The organism is Mesorhizobium sp. B4-1-1 (assembly GCF_006439375.1).
In the GTDB taxonomy this organism is placed as follows: domain Bacteria; phylum Pseudomonadota; class Alphaproteobacteria; order Rhizobiales; family Rhizobiaceae; genus Mesorhizobium.
Genome location: NZ_VFTH01000036.1, coordinates 14,996 through 34,767, shown reverse-complemented (window position 1 = coordinate 34,767; position 19,772 = coordinate 14,996). Strand labels below are relative to the sequence as shown.

At 64.3% G+C, this 19,772-nt stretch carries 19 protein-coding genes; 10 read left to right on the top strand and 9 right to left on the bottom strand.

Annotated elements, in window-relative coordinates:
• Positions 1–58 precede the first annotated feature (58 nt).
• A complete protein-coding gene (locus tag FJW10_RS29065) occupies positions 59–1,669 on the bottom strand; it encodes an alkaline phosphatase family protein (protein ID WP_140902609.1) in 1,611 nt (536 codons plus the stop codon).
• A gap of 171 nt (positions 1,670–1,840) precedes the next feature.
• Between FJW10_RS29065 and FJW10_RS29060 the strand changes: the two genes are divergently transcribed.
• The 4 genes from FJW10_RS29060 to FJW10_RS29045 all read left to right on the top strand — a co-directional run bounded on the left by FJW10_RS29060 (position 1,841) and on the right by FJW10_RS29045 (position 4,895).
• Positions 1,841–2,773 carry a VOC family protein gene (locus tag FJW10_RS29060; RefSeq protein WP_140902608.1) on the top strand — a complete coding sequence of 311 codons (933 nt, stop codon included), beginning with the start codon at positions 1,841–1,843 and terminating at the stop codon, positions 2,771–2,773.
• A 3-nt stretch (positions 2,774–2,776) separates the two neighbouring features.
• Positions 2,777–3,412: an alpha/beta hydrolase gene (locus FJW10_RS29055; protein WP_140902607.1), complete on the top strand. Its 636-nt coding sequence runs from the start codon at positions 2,777–2,779 to the stop codon at positions 3,410–3,412.
• Positions 3,405–3,704, top strand: coding sequence for a GNAT family N-acetyltransferase (locus FJW10_RS29050; RefSeq protein WP_027166574.1), 300 nt, complete (start codon positions 3,405–3,407; stop codon positions 3,702–3,704). The genes FJW10_RS29055 and FJW10_RS29050 overlap by 8 nt, the downstream gene beginning before the upstream one ends.
• A 132-nt stretch (positions 3,705–3,836) precedes the next feature.
• A complete protein-coding gene (locus tag FJW10_RS29045; RefSeq protein ID WP_140902606.1) occupies positions 3,837–4,895 on the top strand; it encodes a dipeptidase in 1,059 nt (352 codons plus the stop codon).
• Between the two features lie 5 nt (positions 4,896–4,900).
• On the opposite strand, the gene FJW10_RS29040 is transcribed toward FJW10_RS29045, so the two are convergent.
• The 4 genes from FJW10_RS29040 to FJW10_RS29025 are packed head-to-tail and all read right to left on the bottom strand — an operon-like array spanning position 4,901 to position 9,628.
• Positions 4,901–5,158, bottom strand: a complete 258-nt coding sequence (locus FJW10_RS29040; protein WP_140835074.1) for a hypothetical protein — start codon at positions 5,156–5,158, stop codon at positions 4,901–4,903.
• A 2-nt stretch (positions 5,159–5,160) separates the two neighbouring features.
• Positions 5,161–6,399 (bottom strand): aminomethyltransferase family protein, encoded by a 1,239-nt coding sequence (locus FJW10_RS29035; protein WP_140902605.1) that lies wholly within the window; start codon positions 6,397–6,399, stop codon positions 5,161–5,163.
• A gap of 48 nt (positions 6,400–6,447) precedes the next feature.
• Entirely contained in the window at positions 6,448–8,022 is a 1,575-nt protein-coding gene (locus tag FJW10_RS29030) for an NAD(P)/FAD-dependent oxidoreductase (RefSeq protein ID WP_140902604.1), read from the bottom strand.
• Complete coding sequence (locus FJW10_RS29025) at positions 8,009–9,628, bottom strand: NAD(P)/FAD-dependent oxidoreductase (protein WP_140902603.1); 1,620 nt, start codon at positions 9,626–9,628, stop codon at positions 8,009–8,011. The genes FJW10_RS29030 and FJW10_RS29025 overlap by 14 nt, the downstream gene beginning before the upstream one ends.
• Positions 9,629–9,884: 256 nt before the next feature.
• Between FJW10_RS29025 and FJW10_RS29020 the strand changes: the two genes are divergently transcribed.
• From FJW10_RS29020 to FJW10_RS29000, 5 genes are all read left to right on the top strand, one after another.
• A complete protein-coding gene (locus FJW10_RS29020; protein ID WP_140902602.1) occupies positions 9,885–10,679 on the top strand; it encodes a class I SAM-dependent methyltransferase in 795 nt (264 codons plus the stop codon).
• A 27-nt stretch (positions 10,680–10,706) separates the two neighbouring features.
• Positions 10,707–11,372 carry a transcriptional regulator BetI gene (gene betI, locus FJW10_RS29015; RefSeq protein ID WP_246674403.1) on the top strand — a complete coding sequence of 222 codons (666 nt, stop codon included), beginning with the start codon at positions 10,707–10,709 and terminating at the stop codon, positions 11,370–11,372.
• 64 nt (positions 11,373–11,436) lie between these two features.
• Positions 11,437–12,519, top strand: coding sequence for an ABC transporter substrate-binding protein (locus tag FJW10_RS29010; protein WP_140902601.1), 1,083 nt, complete (start codon positions 11,437–11,439; stop codon positions 12,517–12,519).
• Positions 12,520–12,635: 116 nt separating this feature from the next.
• On the top strand, positions 12,636–13,709 hold the full coding sequence (locus FJW10_RS29005; protein ID WP_140902600.1) for an extracellular solute-binding protein: 1,074 nt from the start codon (positions 12,636–12,638) through the stop codon (positions 13,707–13,709).
• Positions 13,706–15,007 (top strand): flavin monoamine oxidase family protein, encoded by a 1,302-nt coding sequence (locus FJW10_RS29000; protein WP_140902599.1) that lies wholly within the window; start codon positions 13,706–13,708, stop codon positions 15,005–15,007. Before FJW10_RS29005 ends, FJW10_RS29000 begins: the two co-directional genes overlap by 4 nt.
• Here the strand turns inward: FJW10_RS29000 and FJW10_RS28995 are convergent.
• Positions 14,994–15,863: a helix-turn-helix transcriptional regulator gene (locus FJW10_RS28995; RefSeq protein WP_181177707.1), complete on the bottom strand. Its 870-nt coding sequence runs from the start codon at positions 15,861–15,863 to the stop codon at positions 14,994–14,996. The genes FJW10_RS29000 and FJW10_RS28995 overlap by 14 nt on opposite strands.
• Positions 15,864–15,944: 81 nt before the next feature.
• Here FJW10_RS28995 and FJW10_RS28990 point away from each other — a divergent pair, with 81 nt between their 5' ends.
• The gene (locus FJW10_RS28990; RefSeq protein WP_140902598.1) at positions 15,945–16,904 is read left to right on the top strand and encodes an SDR family oxidoreductase; all 960 of its coding nucleotides are present in this window, start codon (positions 15,945–15,947) and stop codon (positions 16,902–16,904) included.
• Here FJW10_RS28990 and FJW10_RS28985 read toward each other — a convergent pair whose 3' ends face one another.
• From FJW10_RS28985 to FJW10_RS28975, 3 genes are read right to left on the bottom strand one after another with little or no spacing between them, the layout of a single operon-like run.
• Positions 16,905–17,978, bottom strand: coding sequence for an ABC transporter ATP-binding protein (locus FJW10_RS28985; protein ID WP_140835085.1), 1,074 nt, complete (start codon positions 17,976–17,978; stop codon positions 16,905–16,907). It lies immediately after the preceding gene.
• A 37-nt stretch (positions 17,979–18,015) separates the two neighbouring features.
• Entirely contained in the window at positions 18,016–18,837 is an 822-nt protein-coding gene (locus tag FJW10_RS28980; protein WP_140902597.1) for an ABC transporter permease, read from the bottom strand.
• Positions 18,834–19,751, bottom strand: a complete 918-nt coding sequence (locus FJW10_RS28975) for an ABC transporter permease (RefSeq protein WP_140902596.1) — start codon at positions 19,749–19,751, stop codon at positions 18,834–18,836. The genes FJW10_RS28980 and FJW10_RS28975 overlap by 4 nt, the downstream gene beginning before the upstream one ends.
• Positions 19,752–19,772 lie beyond the last annotated feature (21 nt).

Here is a 19,772-nt window from a genome sequence, read left to right as displayed (position 1 = left end):
GCCTACTGCCTACTGCCTACTGCCTACTGCCTACTGCCTACTGCCTACTGCCTATTGCCTACTGCCTACTGCCTACTGCCTGACTCACGTATCCGACCACGCCATCTTCCGTCAGTTCCGCCAATGCCAGCGACCGATCGAGATGCGCGGCGCGCCAGGCGAGCATCCTTTCGGCGAACTCAAGCCGTACGGGCAGATAGGCCGGGTCGCCTGCCACGTTGTTCAACTCGCCCGGGTCGTTCGAGAGATCGAAGAGAAGCGCCGGCAGATCGCCGCCGAAATGGACATATTTGAACTCGGCCGTGCGGATGACGGCAAGGTTGCAGGCGCTCGATGCGATACGGAAATGGCGCTCCGCTTCGCCTTTGGCAACTGTACGGAAGTCAAACTCCCAATGGGCCGCGTCGCGCCAGAACTCCGGCATCTTGCCCTCGATCCAAGGCACGAGCGAACGGCCGTCGAGATGGCGCTGCGGCGCGGCGCCGATCAGGTCGAGCAAGGTGGGAAAGAGGTCGACGGCTTCGGTGAAATGATCCACGGATGAACCCGCCGCGGCTGTCCGGCGCGGATCGCGGATGACCAGCGGAATGTGGTAGCTGGCGTCGAAGAAGCCGCCCTTGCCGAGCATGAAATGGTCGCCCATCATCTCGGCATGGTCGGAGGTGAGCACGATGACGGTGTCGTCCCAGGCGTCCGCCGATTTGATCGCCTGCCAGACGCGGCCGAGTTGCGCGTCGACCTCGGAGATCATGCCGCAGTAGATCGCGCGGATTAAGCGGAAATTTTCCTCGCTCCAGTCCGGCACCTTGCCTTCGATGCCGGGAACGAATTTTGTCCGCTTCTGCCGGTCGAGATCGTAGGCGAGATAGGGATGGCTTTCCGCCTCGGCCTGCCAGCTTGCGGCGCGCCGGAAGGCGGGACCATCGCCTGGATCGTACATCGTGTTATAGGGTTCCGGCACGATGAACGGCGGGTGCGGGCTGATGAAGGAGACATGCGCGAACCACGGCACGCTCTTCTCCTGCTCGCCGAGCCAGCGGATGAATTCGCCGGCCAGGAAAGCGGTCGGCGTCTGGTCTTGCGAATAGACCGGCGGCGCGTTGGTCACGTCGCGTTCCGCTTGCCCGTTGGCCGGACGGTGGATGCCGGGGCTGCCCGCGCCGATATCGATGCCCTGTGCCTGCAGCCATGACAGCCACTGCTTCTGATGCTCGGGCAGGGCTTGGCGCACGGTGAATCCCGGCAGCACGCCCTCATAGCTGCGCAGCCGCGGATCCTCGGGGGAGAGTTGCCGGGGATCGAGCGAGACATCGGTGTAGCCGAACAGGGTCGGATCGTAGCCCGCCGCGCGCGCCGAAAGCGCGATATTGCCATGGCGCGCGTCGAGCGGCGTGCCGTTGCGGCAGACGCGATTGTTCATCTGGTAGAGCCCGGTATAGAGGCAGGCGCGGGCCGGCGAGCAGGGTGCTGCGCCTCCGTAGTGCCGGCGGAAGAGCACGCCCTGCGCGGCGAGCGCATCCGCATTCGGCGTCTTCACCACCGGGTGGCCGGCGGCCGACAGGCAATCGCCACGCCACTGGTCGCAGGTGATGAGGAGAACATTCGGGCGGCTCGGCGGTTTGTCCAAGATCGTCTCCTTGTGGAAGCACCCAGATGGAACGGAAATCATCGGCGTTGCAAGCCGAAGCCGGTAATGGATTGGTGAACATATTCTGCAAGGTCGTTCACTTTTATGACACAGTCCATTCTGTGTTTGCCCGCTTTGCCGCCGGCCCGCCTATGCTCATATTGGCGTGGACAGCGGCGAGGGCCGCACAAGGACAAGGGAAGGAGCACGATCATGCTCAATCAGATCAAGGGCCTGCATCACGTCACCTCGATGGCGAGCGACGCGCGCCGCAACAATGAGTTCTTCACCAAGAAGCTCGGCCTGCGCCGGGTGAAGAAGACCGTCAATTTCGACGCGCCGGACGTCTACCATCTCTATTACGCCGACGAGGTCGGCACGCCGGGCTCGGTGATGACCTATTTCCCGTTCCCCGATATCGGCAAGGGCCGTCATGGCGTCGGCGAAGTCGGCACCACGGTGTTCTCGGTGCCGGAAGGCACGCTCGCCTATTGGGAAAAGCGCTTCGCCGACGAGGGCGTGGGCAACGTCGCCCGCAGCGAAAGTTTTGGCGAAAAGCGGCTGACCTTCACCGGCCCCGACGGGGATAGTTTCGCGCTCGTCGAGGACAAGGCCGACAAGCGTGCCCCCTGGGTCAAGGGCGGCGTTCCTGGCGACGAGGCGATCCGCGGCTTCCACTCGGTCTCGCTCCGGCTGAAGGATGGCGGCGCCACGGAGGAACTGCTTAAGTTCATGGGCTATGAGGAGGTCGACAAGTCCGGCAATGTCAGCCGGCTGGCGATCAAGAACGGCAATGGCGCCGACGTCGTCGACATCGAATCGCTGCCGGGCGCCGGCTTTGCCAACCTCGGCGCCGGCTCAGTGCACCACGTCGCCTTCGCGGTCGAGGATCGCGCCAAGCAGCTCGACGTGCGCAAGGCGCTGATCGACACGGGCTATGGCGTGACGCCGGTCATCGATCGCGACTATTTCTGGGCGATCTATTTCCGCACGCCGGGCGGCGTGCTGTTCGAGGTGGCGACCAACGAACCGGGATTCGACCGCGACGAGGACACCGCGCATCTCGGCGAGGCGCTGAAGCTGCCGACGCAGCATCAGCATTTGCGGCCTTATCTCGAAGAGCATCTGCAGAAGCTGGAAGGCTGAACCATGAGCAAGGACGCTTACATCCACAAAGTGCTGCCCGGTTCGCCGGGCGGCCCACTGCTCCTCGTCTTCCACGGCACTGGGGCGGACGAGAACCAGCTTCTTGGCTTCGGCCGCGAGCTTATACCTTCGGCGACGATCGTCTCGCCGCGTGGCGACGTGTCGGAGCATGGTGCCGCCCGCTTCTTCCGCCGCACCGGCGAGGGCGTCTACGACATGGACGACCTGGCGCGCGCGACATCGAAGATGGCGGGCTTCGTCAAGGCGCATGTCGAGACGGCGAAGCCTTCGGCGGTGTTCGGCCTCGGCTACTCCAACGGCGCCAACATCCTGGCCTCGGTGGTGTTCGCCGAGCCAGGCTTGTTCGACGCCACGGTGCTGATGCATCCGCTGATCCCGTTCGAGCCTCGCGTCCAGGGTAGCCTTGCCGGCCGCCGTATCCTGATCACGGCCGGCAGGCGCGACCCGATCTGTCCGCCCAACCTGACGTCGCGGCTCGAGGCTTATTTGCGCGCCGACGGCGCCGATGTCACAGCGGAATGGCACGACGGCGGGCATGAGGTTTGGCCGAATGAAATCGAAGCGGCGCGGCGGCTGTTCGCGCTCGCGCCCGCTGAAGGAGGCAAGAACAATGGCTGACCAACTGCCCGAGATCGAACTGGAGGACCGCGGCTCCAAGGGACGCTACGTGCTGCGCGGACCCGGCGGCGCCGAGGCCGAGATGACCTTCACCAAGATCGGTGAGCACCAGCTCATCATCGACCACACCGAGGTGCCGGATGTCTTTCGCGGCCAGGGCGCCGGGCTTCGGCTCGTCACCCGCGCGGTCGAGGACGCACGCGCTGCCGGCAAGAAGATCATCCCGCTCTGCCCCTTCGCCAACGCCCAGTTCCGCCGCCATCCGGAATGGGCGGATGTACTGAAGCAATGAGCTTTTCCCTTCTCCCACAAGGGGAGAAGGAGAAGCCATTGGCATTTGCACGGCCCGATCATCTTGCCTAAGTTGACGGTTCGCCCGGACGAACCTTCGTCCCGCCTGTCCCCGATTTGAATGGCTTCCCTGATGACCGATACCGACCTGATCCCCGTTTTCGACGGACATAACGACACGCTGCTTCGGCTCTACCAGTCGAAGGAAGCCGACGTCGAAAAGCTGTTCATCGAGGGGACGCCGGGCGGCCATATCGACCTGCCGCGCGCCAGGAAGGGCGGCTTTGCCGGCGGCATGTTCGCTATCTTTCCGCCGCCGGTCGAGAAGTCGAAGCGCGGCGCCGTGCCGCCGGCGCCGAGCGACAACGAGCCGCTGCCGCCGGAACTGCCGCAGGCCGAGGCGATCACCTCGACCATCGGCATGGCCTCGATCCTGTTCCGGCTGGAGCGCGCCGGCGCGCTGACCGTCTGCCGCAGCGCCGGCGATGTGCGCGACGCGATGGCGAAGGGCTCGATCGCCGCCGTGTTCCACATCGAAGGCGTCGAGGCGATCGATCCCGGGCTTGCCATGCTCGACGTGCTGCACGCCGCAGGGCTGCGTTCGCTGGGCATCGTCTGGAGCCGGCCGAACGCTTTCGGCAATGGCGTGCCGTTCCGCTTCCCGTCCTCGCCCGATACCGGGCCTGGCCTCACCGACGCCGGCAAGGCGCTGGTCAAAGCCTGCAACCAGCTCAGGATCATGATCGACCTGTCGCATCTCAACGAGAAGGGTTTTCGCGACGTCGCGGCGCTGAGTGACGCGCCGCTGGTGGCCACCCATTCCAACGTGCATGCGATCTGCGGCCATTCGCGCAATCTGACCGACTGGCAGCTCGGCGCGATCCGCGAGTCCGGCGGCATGGTGGGCCTGAATTTCGCCACCGGCTTCCTGCGCGAGGACGGTCGCATGAACGCCGACACCAGCATCGACATCATGGTGCGCCATATCGACTCGCTCTTACAGGCGCTGGGCGAGGACGGCGTCGGCCTGGGCTCCGATTTCGACGGCGCAATGATCCCGGCCCCCATCGGCGACGTCGCCGGCTTGCCGAAGCTCATCGACGCGCTTGCCGCGCGCGGTTTCGGACGCACGCTGATCGAGAAGATCGCCTATCGTAACTGGTTGAGCGTGTTGGAAAGGACGATCGGCTGAGCGCGTTACAGCGCGTAACCCATGCGCTTAAGCCATTCCTTGCCGACGGCGCGATCGCGGATGATCGGCAAGGGGTTTTCCGCGTCGAGCCGGGCGCAGATGCGGTAGACCTCGAGCGTCTCGGCGTTCATCTCGCCGCGCTTGAAGAAGAACATGGCCGCCGCGTAGCGGGTGCGGCCGGACCACATCTCGCCGAGCGGCGTGTTGACCAACTGCCACTGCTCGGTGGCCTCCGCTTCCAGGTCTTCCGCTTCGCTTGCCATGGTCAAAAGTCCGCTGGCGGGTTGGCTGTGCGGCGGTCGAGCTTGATGAAGGGCCGCGGCACCACTTTCGCTCGTTTCATCAGCTTCTGGTACTGCAGCTCGCGCATGGCGTAGATCTCGACCCAGAGGTCGTCGACGATGGTATCGCCATAAGGCCGCCGCAGCGAGGCAAGCGCGATGTTGCGCTTGGCCATGGGCGACCACATCGCCGCGCTGACCAATCCGACCTCCTGGCTTTTGCGGTAGTAGACGATGGCGTGTTCGGCCGGAATGTTGCCTTCGATCTCCAGCCCGACCAACACATGCCGCAGCTTCTTCTTCGACCGGGCTTCGAGGATGGCGCGGCGACCGTTGAAGTGGCCCTTTTGCGGATCGATCATGAAGCCGAGGCCGATCTCGTCCGGCATGCGCAGGCGGTCCGTGCGGATGGCGTGCTCGGCAGCTGTGAAGTCGCCGTTGGCGACGATCAGCCCGGCTTCGAGGCGAGCGCGGTTCAACGCCGTATAGCCGATGGCGCGGATGCCGCGCAGTTCGCCCGCCGCCATCAGCCGGTCCCACAGGCTCAGCGCCTTGTCCGCCGGCACGAACAGCTCGTAGCCGAGATCGCCGGTGAAGCCGGTGCGCGATATGGTCAGGGCAGCGCCATCATGCGCGAATTCGGCGAGGTCGAAGACCTTCAGCCGCTCGATGCCGGCAAAGCCCGCGTCGCGCAGGATAGCGAAGGATGTCGGGCCCTGCAGCGCCAAGCCGGCAACCGCCTCGGTCTCTTCCTCGACACTGACCTCGTAGCGGATCGCGCTGTCCAGCAGCCAGGGCAAGTGCCGTTCCTGCGAGCACAGCCGGAAGCGTGTCGGCGAGAGCCTGAACAAAGTGCCATCGTCGAGCACGAAACCTTCGTCGTCGCACCAGGCGGTATAGTGGACGCGACCCGGTTTCAGTTTGGTCACATCGCGCAAGGTGATGCGATCGAGATAGGCTTCGGCGTCCGGACCTTCGATCCGGTATTTCGTCATCGGCGAGATGTCGAACAGCGCCGCCTGACTGCGGATGGCGAAATATTCGAGCTCCTCATCCCACAGCGAATGTGGCGCGCGGTAGCCGGCCCAGTTGTACCAATCCTGCTTCAATCCGAGCGCGTCGATGCGTGGCTGGAACGGCGTGCCGAGCCGCAGCGTGCGGAAATGGGATTGCGCGAGGGTGCGGGCGTCGGTTGACGGCTTGATGGCGGGATGATGGTTCATGACGGCGTTCCTTCGCCGTAGAGCGCTTCAGCGATTTGCAAAAACATCCTATGCCCTCATCGCGATGATGCGGCGCGCGGCGTTGAGGCCCGGCGCGCCGGAGATGCCGCCGCCCGGATGCGAGCCGGCGCCGGCAAGGAACAGCCCTTCGAGCGGCGTGTCGTAGCCCGACCAGCCGGAGACGGGCCGCGACATCAGCATCTGGTCGGCCTGCAATTCGCCGTGATGCCAGTGGCCGCCGGGCATACGGTAGCGCGCCTCTATGTCGGCGGGCGTCAACAGCTCGGCGTGGCGCACCGTCGCGCCGATGCCGGGCGCATAGGTTTCGAGCTGCGCCATGATCGCCTTGAGGAATTGCGGCTTGCCGGCGGTCCAGCCCTCTCTAAGCGCATGGGGCGCATATTGCACCACCGCCGAGAGCACGCAGGCACCGGACGGCGCGAGTGCGGGATCGGCGAGGCTGGGCAGCGTGATCTCCATCACCGGCTCGGGCGAGAACTCGCCATATTTCGACGGGTTGAAGGCGCGCTCGACATGGTCGGGCGAAGGCGCGATGACGAGGCGGCCTTTGTGGCCGGCGGCGTCGACGCCGGTGAATTGCGGCGGCCGGTCGAGCGCCAGATGGAGCTTGGCCGCGTCGCCCTTCATGCGGATGTTCTTTACCTTGCGCACGAAGCCGGTGTCGACCTCGCGCGGCCCGACCAGATCGAGGATCGTGGTTGCGGGGTTGATGGCCGAGACGACCGTCTTGGCGCGCAGCGTCTCGCCGCCCTGCGTGAGGACGCCGACGGCGCGGCCCTTCTCGACGATGACCTTGGCGACCGGCGAAGCCGGGCGGATCGAAACGCCCGCGTTTTCCGCCGCCGCGCGGATGGCGGCGACGACGGCGCCCATGCCGCCCTTCGGCTGCATCTGCGCGCCGGCGAGGCCGCCGATCTCGCCGGCCATCCTATAGTAGAGGCCGAGCAGCGAGGTCGGCGAGCGCGGTCCGAGATGGGAACCCAGCGTCGCGTCGAAGGCGAGCAGGCCCTTCAGCCGATCGTCAGACAGCTGTTCGTCGAGCAGGTCGTAGACATTCATCAAAAGCACGCGCAGGAAGTCGCGCATGTCTTCCTTGCCGAGCCGCTTCAGCGCCAACGCGGTCTGGCCGAGGCCGGTCATTTCCGCCAGCGACATGCCGGCAAGGTCCGGCGGGCGGCGCGACAGGAAAGGCTTCAGCACGCCGGCATAGCGCAGCAATTGCGCGCGCAAGTCTTTCCAGGCGGACTGCTCCGAAGGGCTGGCGCCGGTCAGCACCTCGCCATAGGCGCCATGCAGCACCAGCGGACCGTCTCTCGACAGCGCCACCGACGGCACGAAATCGCCGCGCTCGATCTTCAGGCCGTGCCGCTGCAGCTCCAGCGTTTTCACGACATCGGGATGCAGACGATTGAGCAGATGCGCGACGGCGGAAGTGCGAAAACCCGCCGCGAACTCCTCGGTGCGCGCGGCGCCGCCGACCTCGTTGCCGGCTTCGAGGACCAGCACCTTGCGGCCGGATTTGGCCAGCGTAGCGGCGGCAACGAGGCCGTTGTGGCCGCCGCCGATGACGATGGCGTCCCAGTTCAAATCAGATGACGTCATGGGCGGGGCTCATATGCAGGGTCGGCTTGGCGAGATCGCGCAGGATCTCGGCGGCGGCATTGCGTCCGGGCGCGCCCATGACGCCGCCGCCGGGATGAGTGGAGGAGCCGCACATATAGAGCCCGCCGACCGGCGACCGGTATTGCGCGTAACCGGGCACCGGGCGATTGAACAGCAACTGGTCGAAGGTGAGCTCGCCTTGAAAAATGTTGCCTTCGGTGAGGCCGACCTCGGCTTCGATTTCGCGCGGCGTGCGCACTTCCATATGGACGATGCGGTCGCGGAAGCCGGGCGAATATTCGGCGATCTGGGAAATCACGCTTTCGGCGAAGCCATCGCGGTCGGCGTCGGTCCAGTCGCGGCCGTCGATCTTGGGCGGCGCGTATTGCACGAAGCAGCTCATGAAGTGCTTGCCCGGCGGCGCCATGGTCGGGTCGAGCGTGGTCGGGATCATCATGTCGAGGAAGGGATCGGCCGACCAGCGCCCGGCCTTCCAGTCGTCATAGGCGCGCTCCATGCGTTCGATGGAATCAGTGAAATGCATATCGGCGCGATAGACCGGCGAATCCTTCGGCAGAGCCGGGAATTCGGGGAGTGAATCCAGCGCGATGTTGACCTTGCCGGACGAGCCGCGGATCTTGAAATTCCGGACGCGGCGCAGGAAGATATCGGGCAGTTCTTTTTCCTCGACCAGCTTCAGGAAGGTGCGCTTGACGTCGGCGTTGGAGATGACGAGCTTGCCAAAGATCTCCTCGCCGCCGGCGAGCACGACGCCCTTGGCCTTGCCGTTCCTGATCAGCACATGGTCGACCTCGGCGCCAGTGCGGATGGTGCCGCCGCTAGCCTTGAAAGACGCGGCCAGCGCCTTGGTAACGGCGCCCATGCCGCCGCGCGCATAGCCCCAGGCGCCGACCGAACCATCGACCTCGCCCATATAGTGGTGGAGCAGAACATAGGCCGTGCCGGGCGACATCGGGCCGAGCGCCGTGCCGATGATGCCGGAAAGCGCGAAGTTCGCCTTGATGACGTCGGTCTCGAAATATTCGTCGAGGAAGTCCGAGATCGACATCGTCCAGAAGCGCAGGGTCAGCGCCATTTCCTCGGCCGAGAGACCGGCGAATTTCTTCCCCAGATAGAGCAGTTCGCCGAGATCGCGTGGCTTGAAGCTGGTCGGGTCCGCCGCGGTGCGCATCAAGAGCGGCTGGATGAAGCGGCACTGCCTTGTGACGTCGCGTGAATAGCGGTCATAAGCCTCGGCGTCACGCTTCGAGAAACGGGCGAACTCACGGCGATGCGCATCGTGGTCGCGGTAGTTGGCGAGGTAGTCGCCGTCGCGCGTGAACACGGCGCCGCCTTCGTAGGAGATTACCTGCAGGCCGAAGCGCGGCAGCTCCAGATCGCGCATGATCTCGGGCCGGAACAGCGAGCAGACATAGGAGCAGTTCGAATAGAGGAAGCCCGGCGTCAGCTCGCGGCTGGTGGCCGCGCCCCCGACCCAGTCGTTCTTCTCGACCATCAGCACATCCAGGCCGGCGCGCTGCAGATAGCAGGCATTGACCAGGCCGTTGTGGCCGCCGCCGATGACGATCGCGTCCCATGCCTTCATGCGCGCTGAACCTCCATCCGGTTTCCCCTATCTTCTTGTTTTAACGCAATTCCGGACGGAAAACCGCCTCACGCTTTTCCTGGAATTGCTCGGTGCGTTTTGTTCCCCGATTGCTCGAATTTGGCACGGATCACGGTTTTTTGTCCAGCGATATTGAATGAATGTTCAACAAATGGTGTTGCGTTTTCCCGTTGATGCGCTAGGCTTTGCCCGCGTTCTGGACTGATCCGCATCGGTATTTGGGGTTGAAGATCCGATGATCGAAACGGCTGACGCCGAGCCGGAATATGACGACACCGCCATTCGCTTCCTCGAAGCGCTGTGGGGCGAGGGTTACCTGTCGCCGGGCGGCCCGGAAGAGGTCGACCGCGTGGTCGAAGGCCTCTCGCTCAAGGGCAAGACGATCCTCGATGTCGGTTGCGGCGCCGGCGGCATCACGTTGCATCTGGCCGCGCGGCACGGCGCGGCGCGAGCCACCGGCTTCGACGTCGAGAAGCCGGTGATCGAGACGGCGAGGCGAGGGGCGGCCCGGCAACATCTCGAAGACTGCGTCAGCTTCGTCCAAGCGCCGCCGGGGCCGCTGCCTTTCACGGACGCTTCCTTCGACGTCGTCTTCTCCAAGGACGCGCTGCTGCATGTGCCGGACAAGGACGCGCTGTTCGCCGAAATTTTTCGCGTCCTGAAGCCCGGCGGGGTGTTTGCGGCGTCGAACTGGATGATCGGGCATGACGGCGAGCCGTCGCCTCAGATGAAGGCCTATATCGCGGCCGAGGGGCTCTCCTTCGCCATGGCCTCGCCGGCGCGCTATGCCGAAGCGATGCGGCGCGCCGGCTTTACCGACATTGCCGTCCGCGACCGCAATCCATGGTACCGCGAGGTCGCGCGGGAGGAGCTGGCGCGCCTCAAGGGACCGCTCTACGCGCAGGCCGCCGCGGCGGTCGGCGCGGCCTATGTCGACAAGAACATCAAGACCTGGGAGGCGATGCAGAAGGTGCTTGACAGTGGCGAGCACCGCCCCACTCATCTGCGCGGTTGGAAGCCGGTTGGATAGCCGGCGATGCTGGAGACCGTCACACCCATGAAGACTGCAGAGGCGAGCGGCGCCCTCCCCGAAACGGCACGGAAAGGCGATGCCGAAAAGCGCGGCCGCAAGGCCTCGAAAGAGGTCAGGCAGCTGCAGCTGATCGAGGCGACGATCGATTCACTGGCCAAGCGCGGCTATGCCGAAACGACGATGGCCGACGTGGCCGACGGCGCGGGCCTGTCGCGCGGCATCGTCAACTTCCATTTCGAGAGCAAGGAAAAGCTGCTGATCGCCACGCTGCAGCACATGTATGACGAGTATTCGGCGCATTGGCGTGCCGCGTTGCAGAAGGCGGGCGACGATCCGGCTAGGCAACTGCAGCAGCTGGTATGGGCCGATTTCGACCGCTCGATCTGCAACAAGCGCAAGCTCGCCGCCTGGCTCGCCTTCTGGGGCGAGGCCAAGTCGCGGCCGACCTACCAGGCGCTGAGCAGTTCGCGCGACGCCTATTACCAGCAGGTCTTCATCGACCTCTGCACGACGCTCAAGCAGAGCGGCGGCTACGCCTATGACCCACAGGTCATCGCCCTGGCGCTCAGCGCCATGCTCGAGGGCCTGTGGCTGCGGCTGATGATGGGCACCGAGGACACGACGCGGGAGACGGCCTTGCAGTCGGCGAATGCATTTTTGGCCGCCGCTTTCCCGAAACACTATGGCTAGCAAAAGCCGGGGTTAGCAACGGCCGGCCAAACAAGACCGGCAAAACCAAAAGGGATGGAACAGCATGAAGAAATTCAGCCGACGCCTGACACTGACCGTGGCGCTTGGCGGCGCGCTCGCGGCCTCCGCGGCAGCGTTCGCCGTCGCCGCCGACAAGGACCTGATCGTGTTCGACTGGTCCGGCTACGAGGATCCGAGCTTCCACGGCAAATATGTCGAGAAGAACGGCGACTCTCCGACCTTCGCCTTCTTCGGCGACGAGGATGAGGCGTTCGAAAAGATCCGCTCCGGCTTCAAGTCCGATCTCGGCCATCCCTGCTCGCAGAGCGTGGTGAAGTGGCGCGAGGCGGGCCTGCTGCAGCCGCTCGACACTTCCAAGATCGCCGGCTGGAAGGATCTCAACCCCGGCATCATGGCGATGAAGGATCTCGCCACGACGTCCGACGGCAAGGCCTGGTTCATGCCGTGGGACTGGGGCGACACCCAGCTCACCTACAACTCCGACAAGATCGCCGAAAAGGACGTGCAATCGCTGAAGGCCTTCGCCGATCCGAAATACAAGGGCAAGGTTTCGATCGGCGACAACGTCGACGATGCCTACGCGCTGGCCAGCCTCGCCATCGGGCTCAAGGACTGGACCAAGATGACGGACGACCAGTTCAAGCAGGCGTCCGACTTCCTGCGCCAGGTGCACAAGAATGTCCGCTCCTACTGGACCGACACCACCGACGTCGTGCAATTGCTCTCCGGCGGAGAGGTCGATCTCGCCTGGGCCTGGAACGACGCGGCGGTGCAGTCGCAGGCCGCCGGCGTGCCGATCAAGTCCAAGAAGGACACCGACGAAGGCATCTCGACCTGGGTGTGCGGCTATGTTCTGTTCAAGGACGCGCCCGGCAACATCGACAAGGCCTATGACTACCTCAACGCCGTTAACGATCCGGAAGTCGCCAAGGTGCTGGTCAAGGATTGGGGCTACGGCCAGGCCAATGCCAAGGGCATGGCCGGCGTCGACCCGGCGATCCTGAAGGAAAAGGGCTATGACGACGTGGGAAAATTCGTCGACAAGACGCTGTTCCAGTCGCCGGTGCCTTCCGCGCTCAAGCTGAAGATGATCGCCGAGTTCGAGAAGATCAAAGCCGGCTATTGAGCCGAACTTCAGCGGCCCGCTCACTACAAAGCAGAGCAAGGTGGGCGGGCTCGCCAAAGCCCGGGAATTCTCCTAACCTCACCCGATATGTCCGCAATGGGGGAGTTTCTCGCGCCATGAAAACCATGCTTCGCCGCCTTGCCGTGGCTGCCGTCGTCACCGTCGGCGCGGGTACCGCCTATGCGCTTGCCGAAGGCGGCGACCTCGTCGTCTTCGACTGGTCCGGCTACGAGGACCCGCTGCTGCATCCGGCCTACGCCGCCAAACACGGCGCCGAGCCGACCTTCTCTTTTTTCGGCGACGAGGACGAGGCCTTCGAGAAGATGCGCGCCGGCTTCAAGGCCGACATCGCGCATCCTTGCTCGCAAAGCGTGGTGAAATGGCGCGAGGCCGGGTTGCTGCAACCGCTCGATACCTCGAAGATCGCCGGCTGGAAGGACCTCAATCCAGGCATCATGGCGATGAAGGATCTCGCCACCACCGCCGACGGCAAGGCCTGGTTCATGCCTTTCGACTGGGGCAACACTTCGCTGCTCTATCGCACCGACAAGGTGACCGCCGACGAGGCGCAGTCGCTGAAGATCTTCGCCGATCCGAAATTCAAGGGCCGCGTCACCATCGGCGACAATGTCGATGACGCCTATGCGCTGGCGAGCCTGGTCATCGGCCTGAAAGACTGGACCAAGATGACCGACGAGCAGTTCAAACTGGCCTCCGCCTTCCTGCGCGACGTGCACAAGAACATCCGCTTCTACTGGACCGACGACACCGACCTCAACCAGGCTTTCACGGGCAACGAAGTCGATCTGGTCTGGGGCTGGAACGAGACCTATGTGACGTTGAAAGGGCAGGGCCTGCCTATCGCCATGAACCGCGACACCAAGGAAGGCATCTCAACGTGGGTGTGCGGCTATGTGCTGCTCAAGGATGCGCCGGGCAAGCCTGACCAGGCCTATGATTTCTTGAGCGCCGTCAACGCGCCGGACGTTTCGGAGTATATGGTGAAGACCTTCGGCTACGGTCACGGCAACAGCGCGGGCATGGCGGCGATGGACCAGAAGCTGCTCACCGAACGCGGCTTCGACAATCTCGACAAGTTCCTCGACAAGACGCTGTTCCAGCAGCCGATTGCGCCGGACCTCAAGCAGCGCATGGTCGCCGAGTTTGAGAAGATCAAGGCCGGCTATTGAGCAGCAGCATCGAAAGAACCGACGTCGTCATCGTCGGCGCCGGCTTCACCGGCCTGTCCGCCGCGCTCGACTTTCAGCGCGCCGGCGTCGATTTCCTTGTGCTGGAGGCGCGCGACCGCGTCGGTGGCAGGGTGGAGGCTGTCCGCAATGGACTCGGCGAACTGATCGACAGCGGCGGCCAGTTCCTGTGCCAGGACATGCCTGAGCTGATGGCGCTGGCCAAGGCGCGCGGCAAGACTTTCGTCGAGACCTATATCGAAGGCGAGTTCATCACCCATCCGTGGATGTCGGTCGAGGAGGCCGAGCGGACCTACCAGGTCGCGATGGCGATCCGCGAGCGCATGAACAGGATCGAGCCGGACGATCCGTCGATCGCTGGGCTGACGGTCGCGACATGGCTCAAGCGCCAAAAAGACACGACCGACGCCAAGGCCGCCTTCCGTTCTATGATCGAGGGCCTGTGGTGCCTGGCGCTGGACAAGGTGCCGCTGTGGTACCTGATCGACAATGATCGCCGCATCACCAACGAAGTATTCGAGCTGCAGTATTTCCTGCGCGAGACGATGCAGTCGCTGGCCGACGATCTGGCGGCAGACCTTGGTGATCGGCTGCGGCTGAATGAGCCGGTTGCGCGCGTCGAGCATGGGCCGCAAGGCGTTCGGATCGTTTCGGCCCGCGGTGTGATCGAAGCGCGCGCGGCGCTGATCGCCTTGCCGCCGGCGACGGCCGCGAAGCTCGATTTCGTGCCTGCCCTGCCGGCGGCGCTCGCAGGCGCGCTCGGCGTCTGGGAAAGCGGCGCGGTGATCAAGATCCTGGTGCGCTACGCAAAGCCGTTCTGGCGCGAGCGCACCTTGAGCGGCATGGTGATGTGGCGCGACCAGCCGGGGCTGTTTGCCTGCGACGCCAGCAAGGATGCCGACCATGTCGCGCTTGTCGTCTTTGTCGGCGGGCCGCTGGCGCTGCGTTGGCATGCGCTCGGCGAGGCGGCATTGCAGGCGGAAATCACCGCGAGGCTTGTCCAGGCGCTCGGCCCGCAGGCCGCCGACATCGTCGATTTCAGCGTGCGAGACTGGACGCATGACCGCTGGAGCGGCGGCGCCTATAGCGATCTCATTACCGACGTGACCGCACGCGATGCCGAGCGCGTGATCCTTGCCGGCGCGCCGCCGGTCCATTTTGCATGTTCGGAACTGTCGCCGTCATTTCCGGGCTATGTCGAAGGCGCGATCGTGGCGGGGCGCATCGCCGCGCAGAAAATCATCGACGGGGCTTCAACTTCTTGGACTAGCCGAGCGTGATCTCCCCGGATATCGGCGTCATGTCGATCGACGAACTGATTTTCCGCATATCCTCCTCAGTCGCAGGATTGTAGACGACCATGCTGAGGTCCGGCCTGCCGTCGACGGCGAAAGAGGAATACTCGAAGGCAAGCGGACCGAGCGTCGGGTGGCGTATGTGCTTGACAGCTTCGCCGTATGCGCCGCGAACATCGTTGTCGTGCCACATCGCCCTGAACTCGGGGCTAAGCCGGCAGAGTTCATCAACAAGAGGCTCCGCTTCCGCTCCGGCCCCCGCACGCGCGGCATCCACACGGAACATCCCCACCAGATGGCGCGCCATGCTGTCCCAATCGTACTGCGCTGCGCGAACGCGCGGGTCGAGGAAGACGATGCGCAGCACATTGCGCTGATCCGGCGGCAGGGATCCGTAATCGCCCAGCATAACGGTGGCGGCGCGATTCCAGGCGACTACGTTCCAGGTCGCCGTTCGGATGAGCGCAGGGCTTGGCTCCAACGCCTCAAGGACGCGCCGCAGTCGTGGCGTAACACCATCGTCCCGTCGGTAGCGCACCTCGGGCGGGCGGCCGAGGCCAAGCAGAAAAAGGTGCTCCCGCTCGATATCCGTCAGCATGAGCGCGCGCGAGATCCGGTCGAGGACGTCCGGCGAAGGCGCGCCGCCGCGCCCTTGTTCAAGGCATGTGTACCACGTCGGGCTGATGTTGGCCCGCTGCGCCACTTCCTCACGACGCAAGCCGCTTGTGCGGCGCTTGGCGGGGAAGCCGAGAGCGCCTGGATCGAGCTTGCCTCGACGATCCCGGAGGTAGGTACCAAGACGGTTCTCCATATCCGGATGCTTGCTTATGGTGTTATTCATTTTACTACCATAATCTCCCTACTTTACTATCATAATCCGAACGACGACATGTGTCTCCAGCGAAATTTGGAGACATTGCTCATGCGTGTGTTTGTCACTGGCGCCACAGGATGGATCGGCTCGGCCGTCGTCAAAGAACTGGTTTCCGCAGGACACCAGGTCACGGGACTGACCACCACGGCAGACGGAGCAGAGAGGCTGAAAAAGCTGGGAGCGAAGGCGCGTGTGGGAAGGCTCGCTCAACACGATCTGCTTCGCGACGCGGCCGCGCGATCCGATGCCGTGATCCACACGGCTTTCATTCATGACCTGTCCCACATGAGCTTGACGACACGCCTGCGCCTGTTCGCGGGGGCGCTCAGCGGAGGTGTCGTCGCCAGCTTCCTGCGAATTCTTGCTGAAACCGAGTCCGGGGCGATCCGGGCTCTGGGCTCAGGCCTGGAAGGTTCCGGGCGCCCCCTCGTGGTGACGTCGGGAGTCGCCTTCCTGCCGCAAGGGAAGATTTCGACGGAAAGCGACGACCATATGTCGGACAGCCCAAATCGTTCTTTCTCCGAGGCGGCGGCCCTAAGCCTGATTGCGCGCGGCGTCCGTTCCTCCATCATCCGGCTGGCACCGACCGTGCACGGCTTCGGCGATCGCGGATTTGCCGCGCAGATCATCGCAACCGCCCGTAAGAAGGGCGTCTCTCCCTATATCGATAATGGTGCCAACCGATGGGCTGCGGTGCATCGACTCGACGCAGCCAAGCTGTTCCGGCTCGCCTTGGAAAAGGGCGTCAGCGGCGCAAAATATCATGGGGTTGGCGAGGTCGGCATCCCGTTTCGCGATATTGCTTCTTTGATCGCGACCAGGCTCCGGCTGCCTGCCGTCGGCATTCCCGCCGCCAAAGCGGCCAAGCATTTTGGAATTCTGAGCAATTTCGTAGGTCTCGATAACCCTGCGTCCAGCGAGTGGACTCGCCAGGCGCTCGGCTGGGTTCCTGAACAGGAGAGCCTGCTCGCCGACATGGACGCCCACTACTTTGCGCCAGGGTCCTGACTAATCCGACATCGCGACCAAAGCCTCGGGGTCGTAGGCGAGGCGGATCGAGGTGCCGACCGGGATGTCGTCGGCGCCGAAATCATTGGTCTCGGTGACCGAGAGCGGCTTTTCCAGCCCCGGGATCTCGACAATCAGATGGGTGATCTCGCCGAAATAGTGGCGCTCGACCACCTTGCCGGCGACCTCGAATTTCGCTGTCGCATTGTCCCACAGGACGCGCAGGCGTTCGGGCCGGATGCCAAGCGTCGCCGCGCCGCCATTGCGGACGAAAGCCCTCGGCTTGTCGGTCTTGACGCGGCCGAAGCCCAGCGTGTCGAGCACGAGCGAAGCGCCGTTCTCCTCGACGATCTCGGCCTTGACGAAATTCATGCCGCCGAGGAAGTCGGCAACCTTGCGGTTGACGGGGCGCTGGTAGATCTCCTTCGGCGAAGCGACCTGCGCGATGCGGCCGCCGAACATCACGGCGATGCGGTCGGACATGGCCAGGGCCTCGTACTGGTCGTGCGTGACCAGCACGAAGGTGATGCCGACCGCCTGCTGCAGGCGGCGCAATTCGACCTGCATCTGCTCGCGCAGCTTCTTGTCGAGCGCCGAGAGCGGTTCATCCAAGAGCAGCACTTTGGGTCGCATGACCAGCGCCCGGGCCAAAGCGACGCGCTGGCGCTGGCCGCCGGAAAGCTCGGTGGCGCGACGCTTGCCGAGACCGGTGAGCGACACCTGCGCCAGCGCTTCCTCAACGCGGCGCTTCTCCTCGCCGGCGTCGAGCCTCAGCCGCCTCAGCCCATAGGCGACATTCTGCTCGACATTGAGATGCGGGAAGATCGCGTAGCTCTGGAAGACCATGTTGGTCGGCCGGCGGTTGGCGGGAATGCCGTCCATCGGCTGGCCGTCCACGGCAATGGAGCCGCTGGTCGGCGTGTCGAAACCGGCGATCATGCGCAAGAGCGTGGTCTTGCCGCAGCCCGAGGGCCCGAGCAGGGAGAAGAACTCGCCCTCCCTGATCGCCAGCGAGGCATTGTCCAGCGCCTTGAAGGCGCCGTAGCTGCGCGTCACGTCGCGGATCTCGATCATGGTGCGATCCGATTGGGTACGTTCGGATTGGACCCGCTCAAGCATAGAGGCCTCCCTCGTTCTGGGTGCGTCTCGCCGCGCGGCGGCGCAGGATTTCGGCAATCGTCATCAGCAGGAAGGACGCAAAGAGTAGCAAGGTGCCGAGCGCCAGCACACTGGGAAGCTTGGCCGCGAAGCGCAACTGGCCCCAGATGTAGATCGGCAGCGTCGCCTCGGTGCCGGTGAGGAAAAAGGCGATGATGAATTCGTCGAGCGAGATCGTGAAGCAGACGAGCAGGCTGGAGATGATCGCCGGCGCGACCATCGGCAGCGTCACGCGCCGGAAGGTGCCGAAGGCGCTCTCGCCGAGATCGGCGGAAGCCTCCTCCAGGCTGCGGTCGAAGCCTTCGAAGCCGGAGGTCAGCACGGTCATCGAATAGGGAATGCAGACCAGCACGTGGCCGAGCACGACGGTGAACAGCGACAGGCTGAGGCCCAGTTGCAGCATGACCAAAAGCATCGAGATGGCGACGATGACCTCCGGCAGCACCAGCGGCGCCATGATCAGCCCGTTGATGGCGCGGCGGCCCGGGTAACGGTAGCGGGTTATCGAGCGGGCGGCGAGGATGCCCAGCACCGTTGACAGGATCGCGGCGGAGACGCCGACGATCAGGCTGTTCCAGGAGGCGTCGATCAGCGCCGGCGTGCGCGGCAGGTCCTCATACCAGTGCAGCGTGACGCCCGAGAGCGGGAATTTCGGCGTCGCTGCCGTATTGATCGAGAAGATCGGCAGGAAGATCACCGGCAGATAAAGGAAAAGCAGATAGAGGACGGCGTAACTCGAGAGCCAGCCGGGCAAGAAACGTCTTATCGCCGTCATCGTGCCAGCCTCTGCAGGGCGCGGAAGACCAGCACGGTGGCGCCGGCCATCAGCGAGACGATGATCATGGTGGTGACGGAGAGCGCGGCACCCAGCGGCCAGTTCGACGCCTTGCCGAACTGCGCCTGGATGGCGTTGGCGATCATCACGCCGTCCTTGCCGCCGACCAGTTTCGGCGTGACGTAGTCGCCGACGGTCGGGATCATGACGATCAGCGCCGCCGAGATGACGCCGGGCGCCGACAGCGGCAAGGTGACGCGCAGGAAGGAGCGCAGCGGCCCGTCGCCGAGGTCGGTCGCCGCTTCGACCAGGGTCCGGTCGACCTTCTCCAGCGAAACGAAGATCGGCAGGATGGCGAAGGTCGCCCAGGCATGGGTCAGCGTGATGATGACGGCGGTGGAATTGTAGAGCAGCGCGTCCGATGGCTCTTGGATGATGCCGAGGCCCATCAGGCCGGAGTTGAGCACGCCGTTATAGCCGAGGATCACTTTCCACGACATCACCCGCAGCAGGTAGCTGGTCCAGAACGGGATGGTGATGAGGAACAGCCACAGGCTCTTGTGGCGGCCGCCATGGAAGGAAATGAAATAGGCGATCGGGTAGGCAAGCGCCACGGTCAGCAGACTGACCGTCAGCGAGATGTAGAGCGAGCGCCAAAGCAGGTCGCGGTAGATCGGCTCGGTCAGCGCGATCCGGTAATTCTCCAGCGTGAATGTGTGGTCGATGGTGAGATAGTTCTGCGTCCAGAAGGAATGCGCGATGACGACCAGGATCGGCAGGACGAGAAGAATAAGGGCATAAACGAAGGTCGGACTGATCAGGGCAAAGCCCTGGACGGCTTCCGATTGCAGAAAGGGACTTCGTCTCGATCCCGCCATGCGCAGCGGGGGCGTCCCTTCCGCCGCCGCCGTCATTGCAGCGCTCCGGGCGTGATT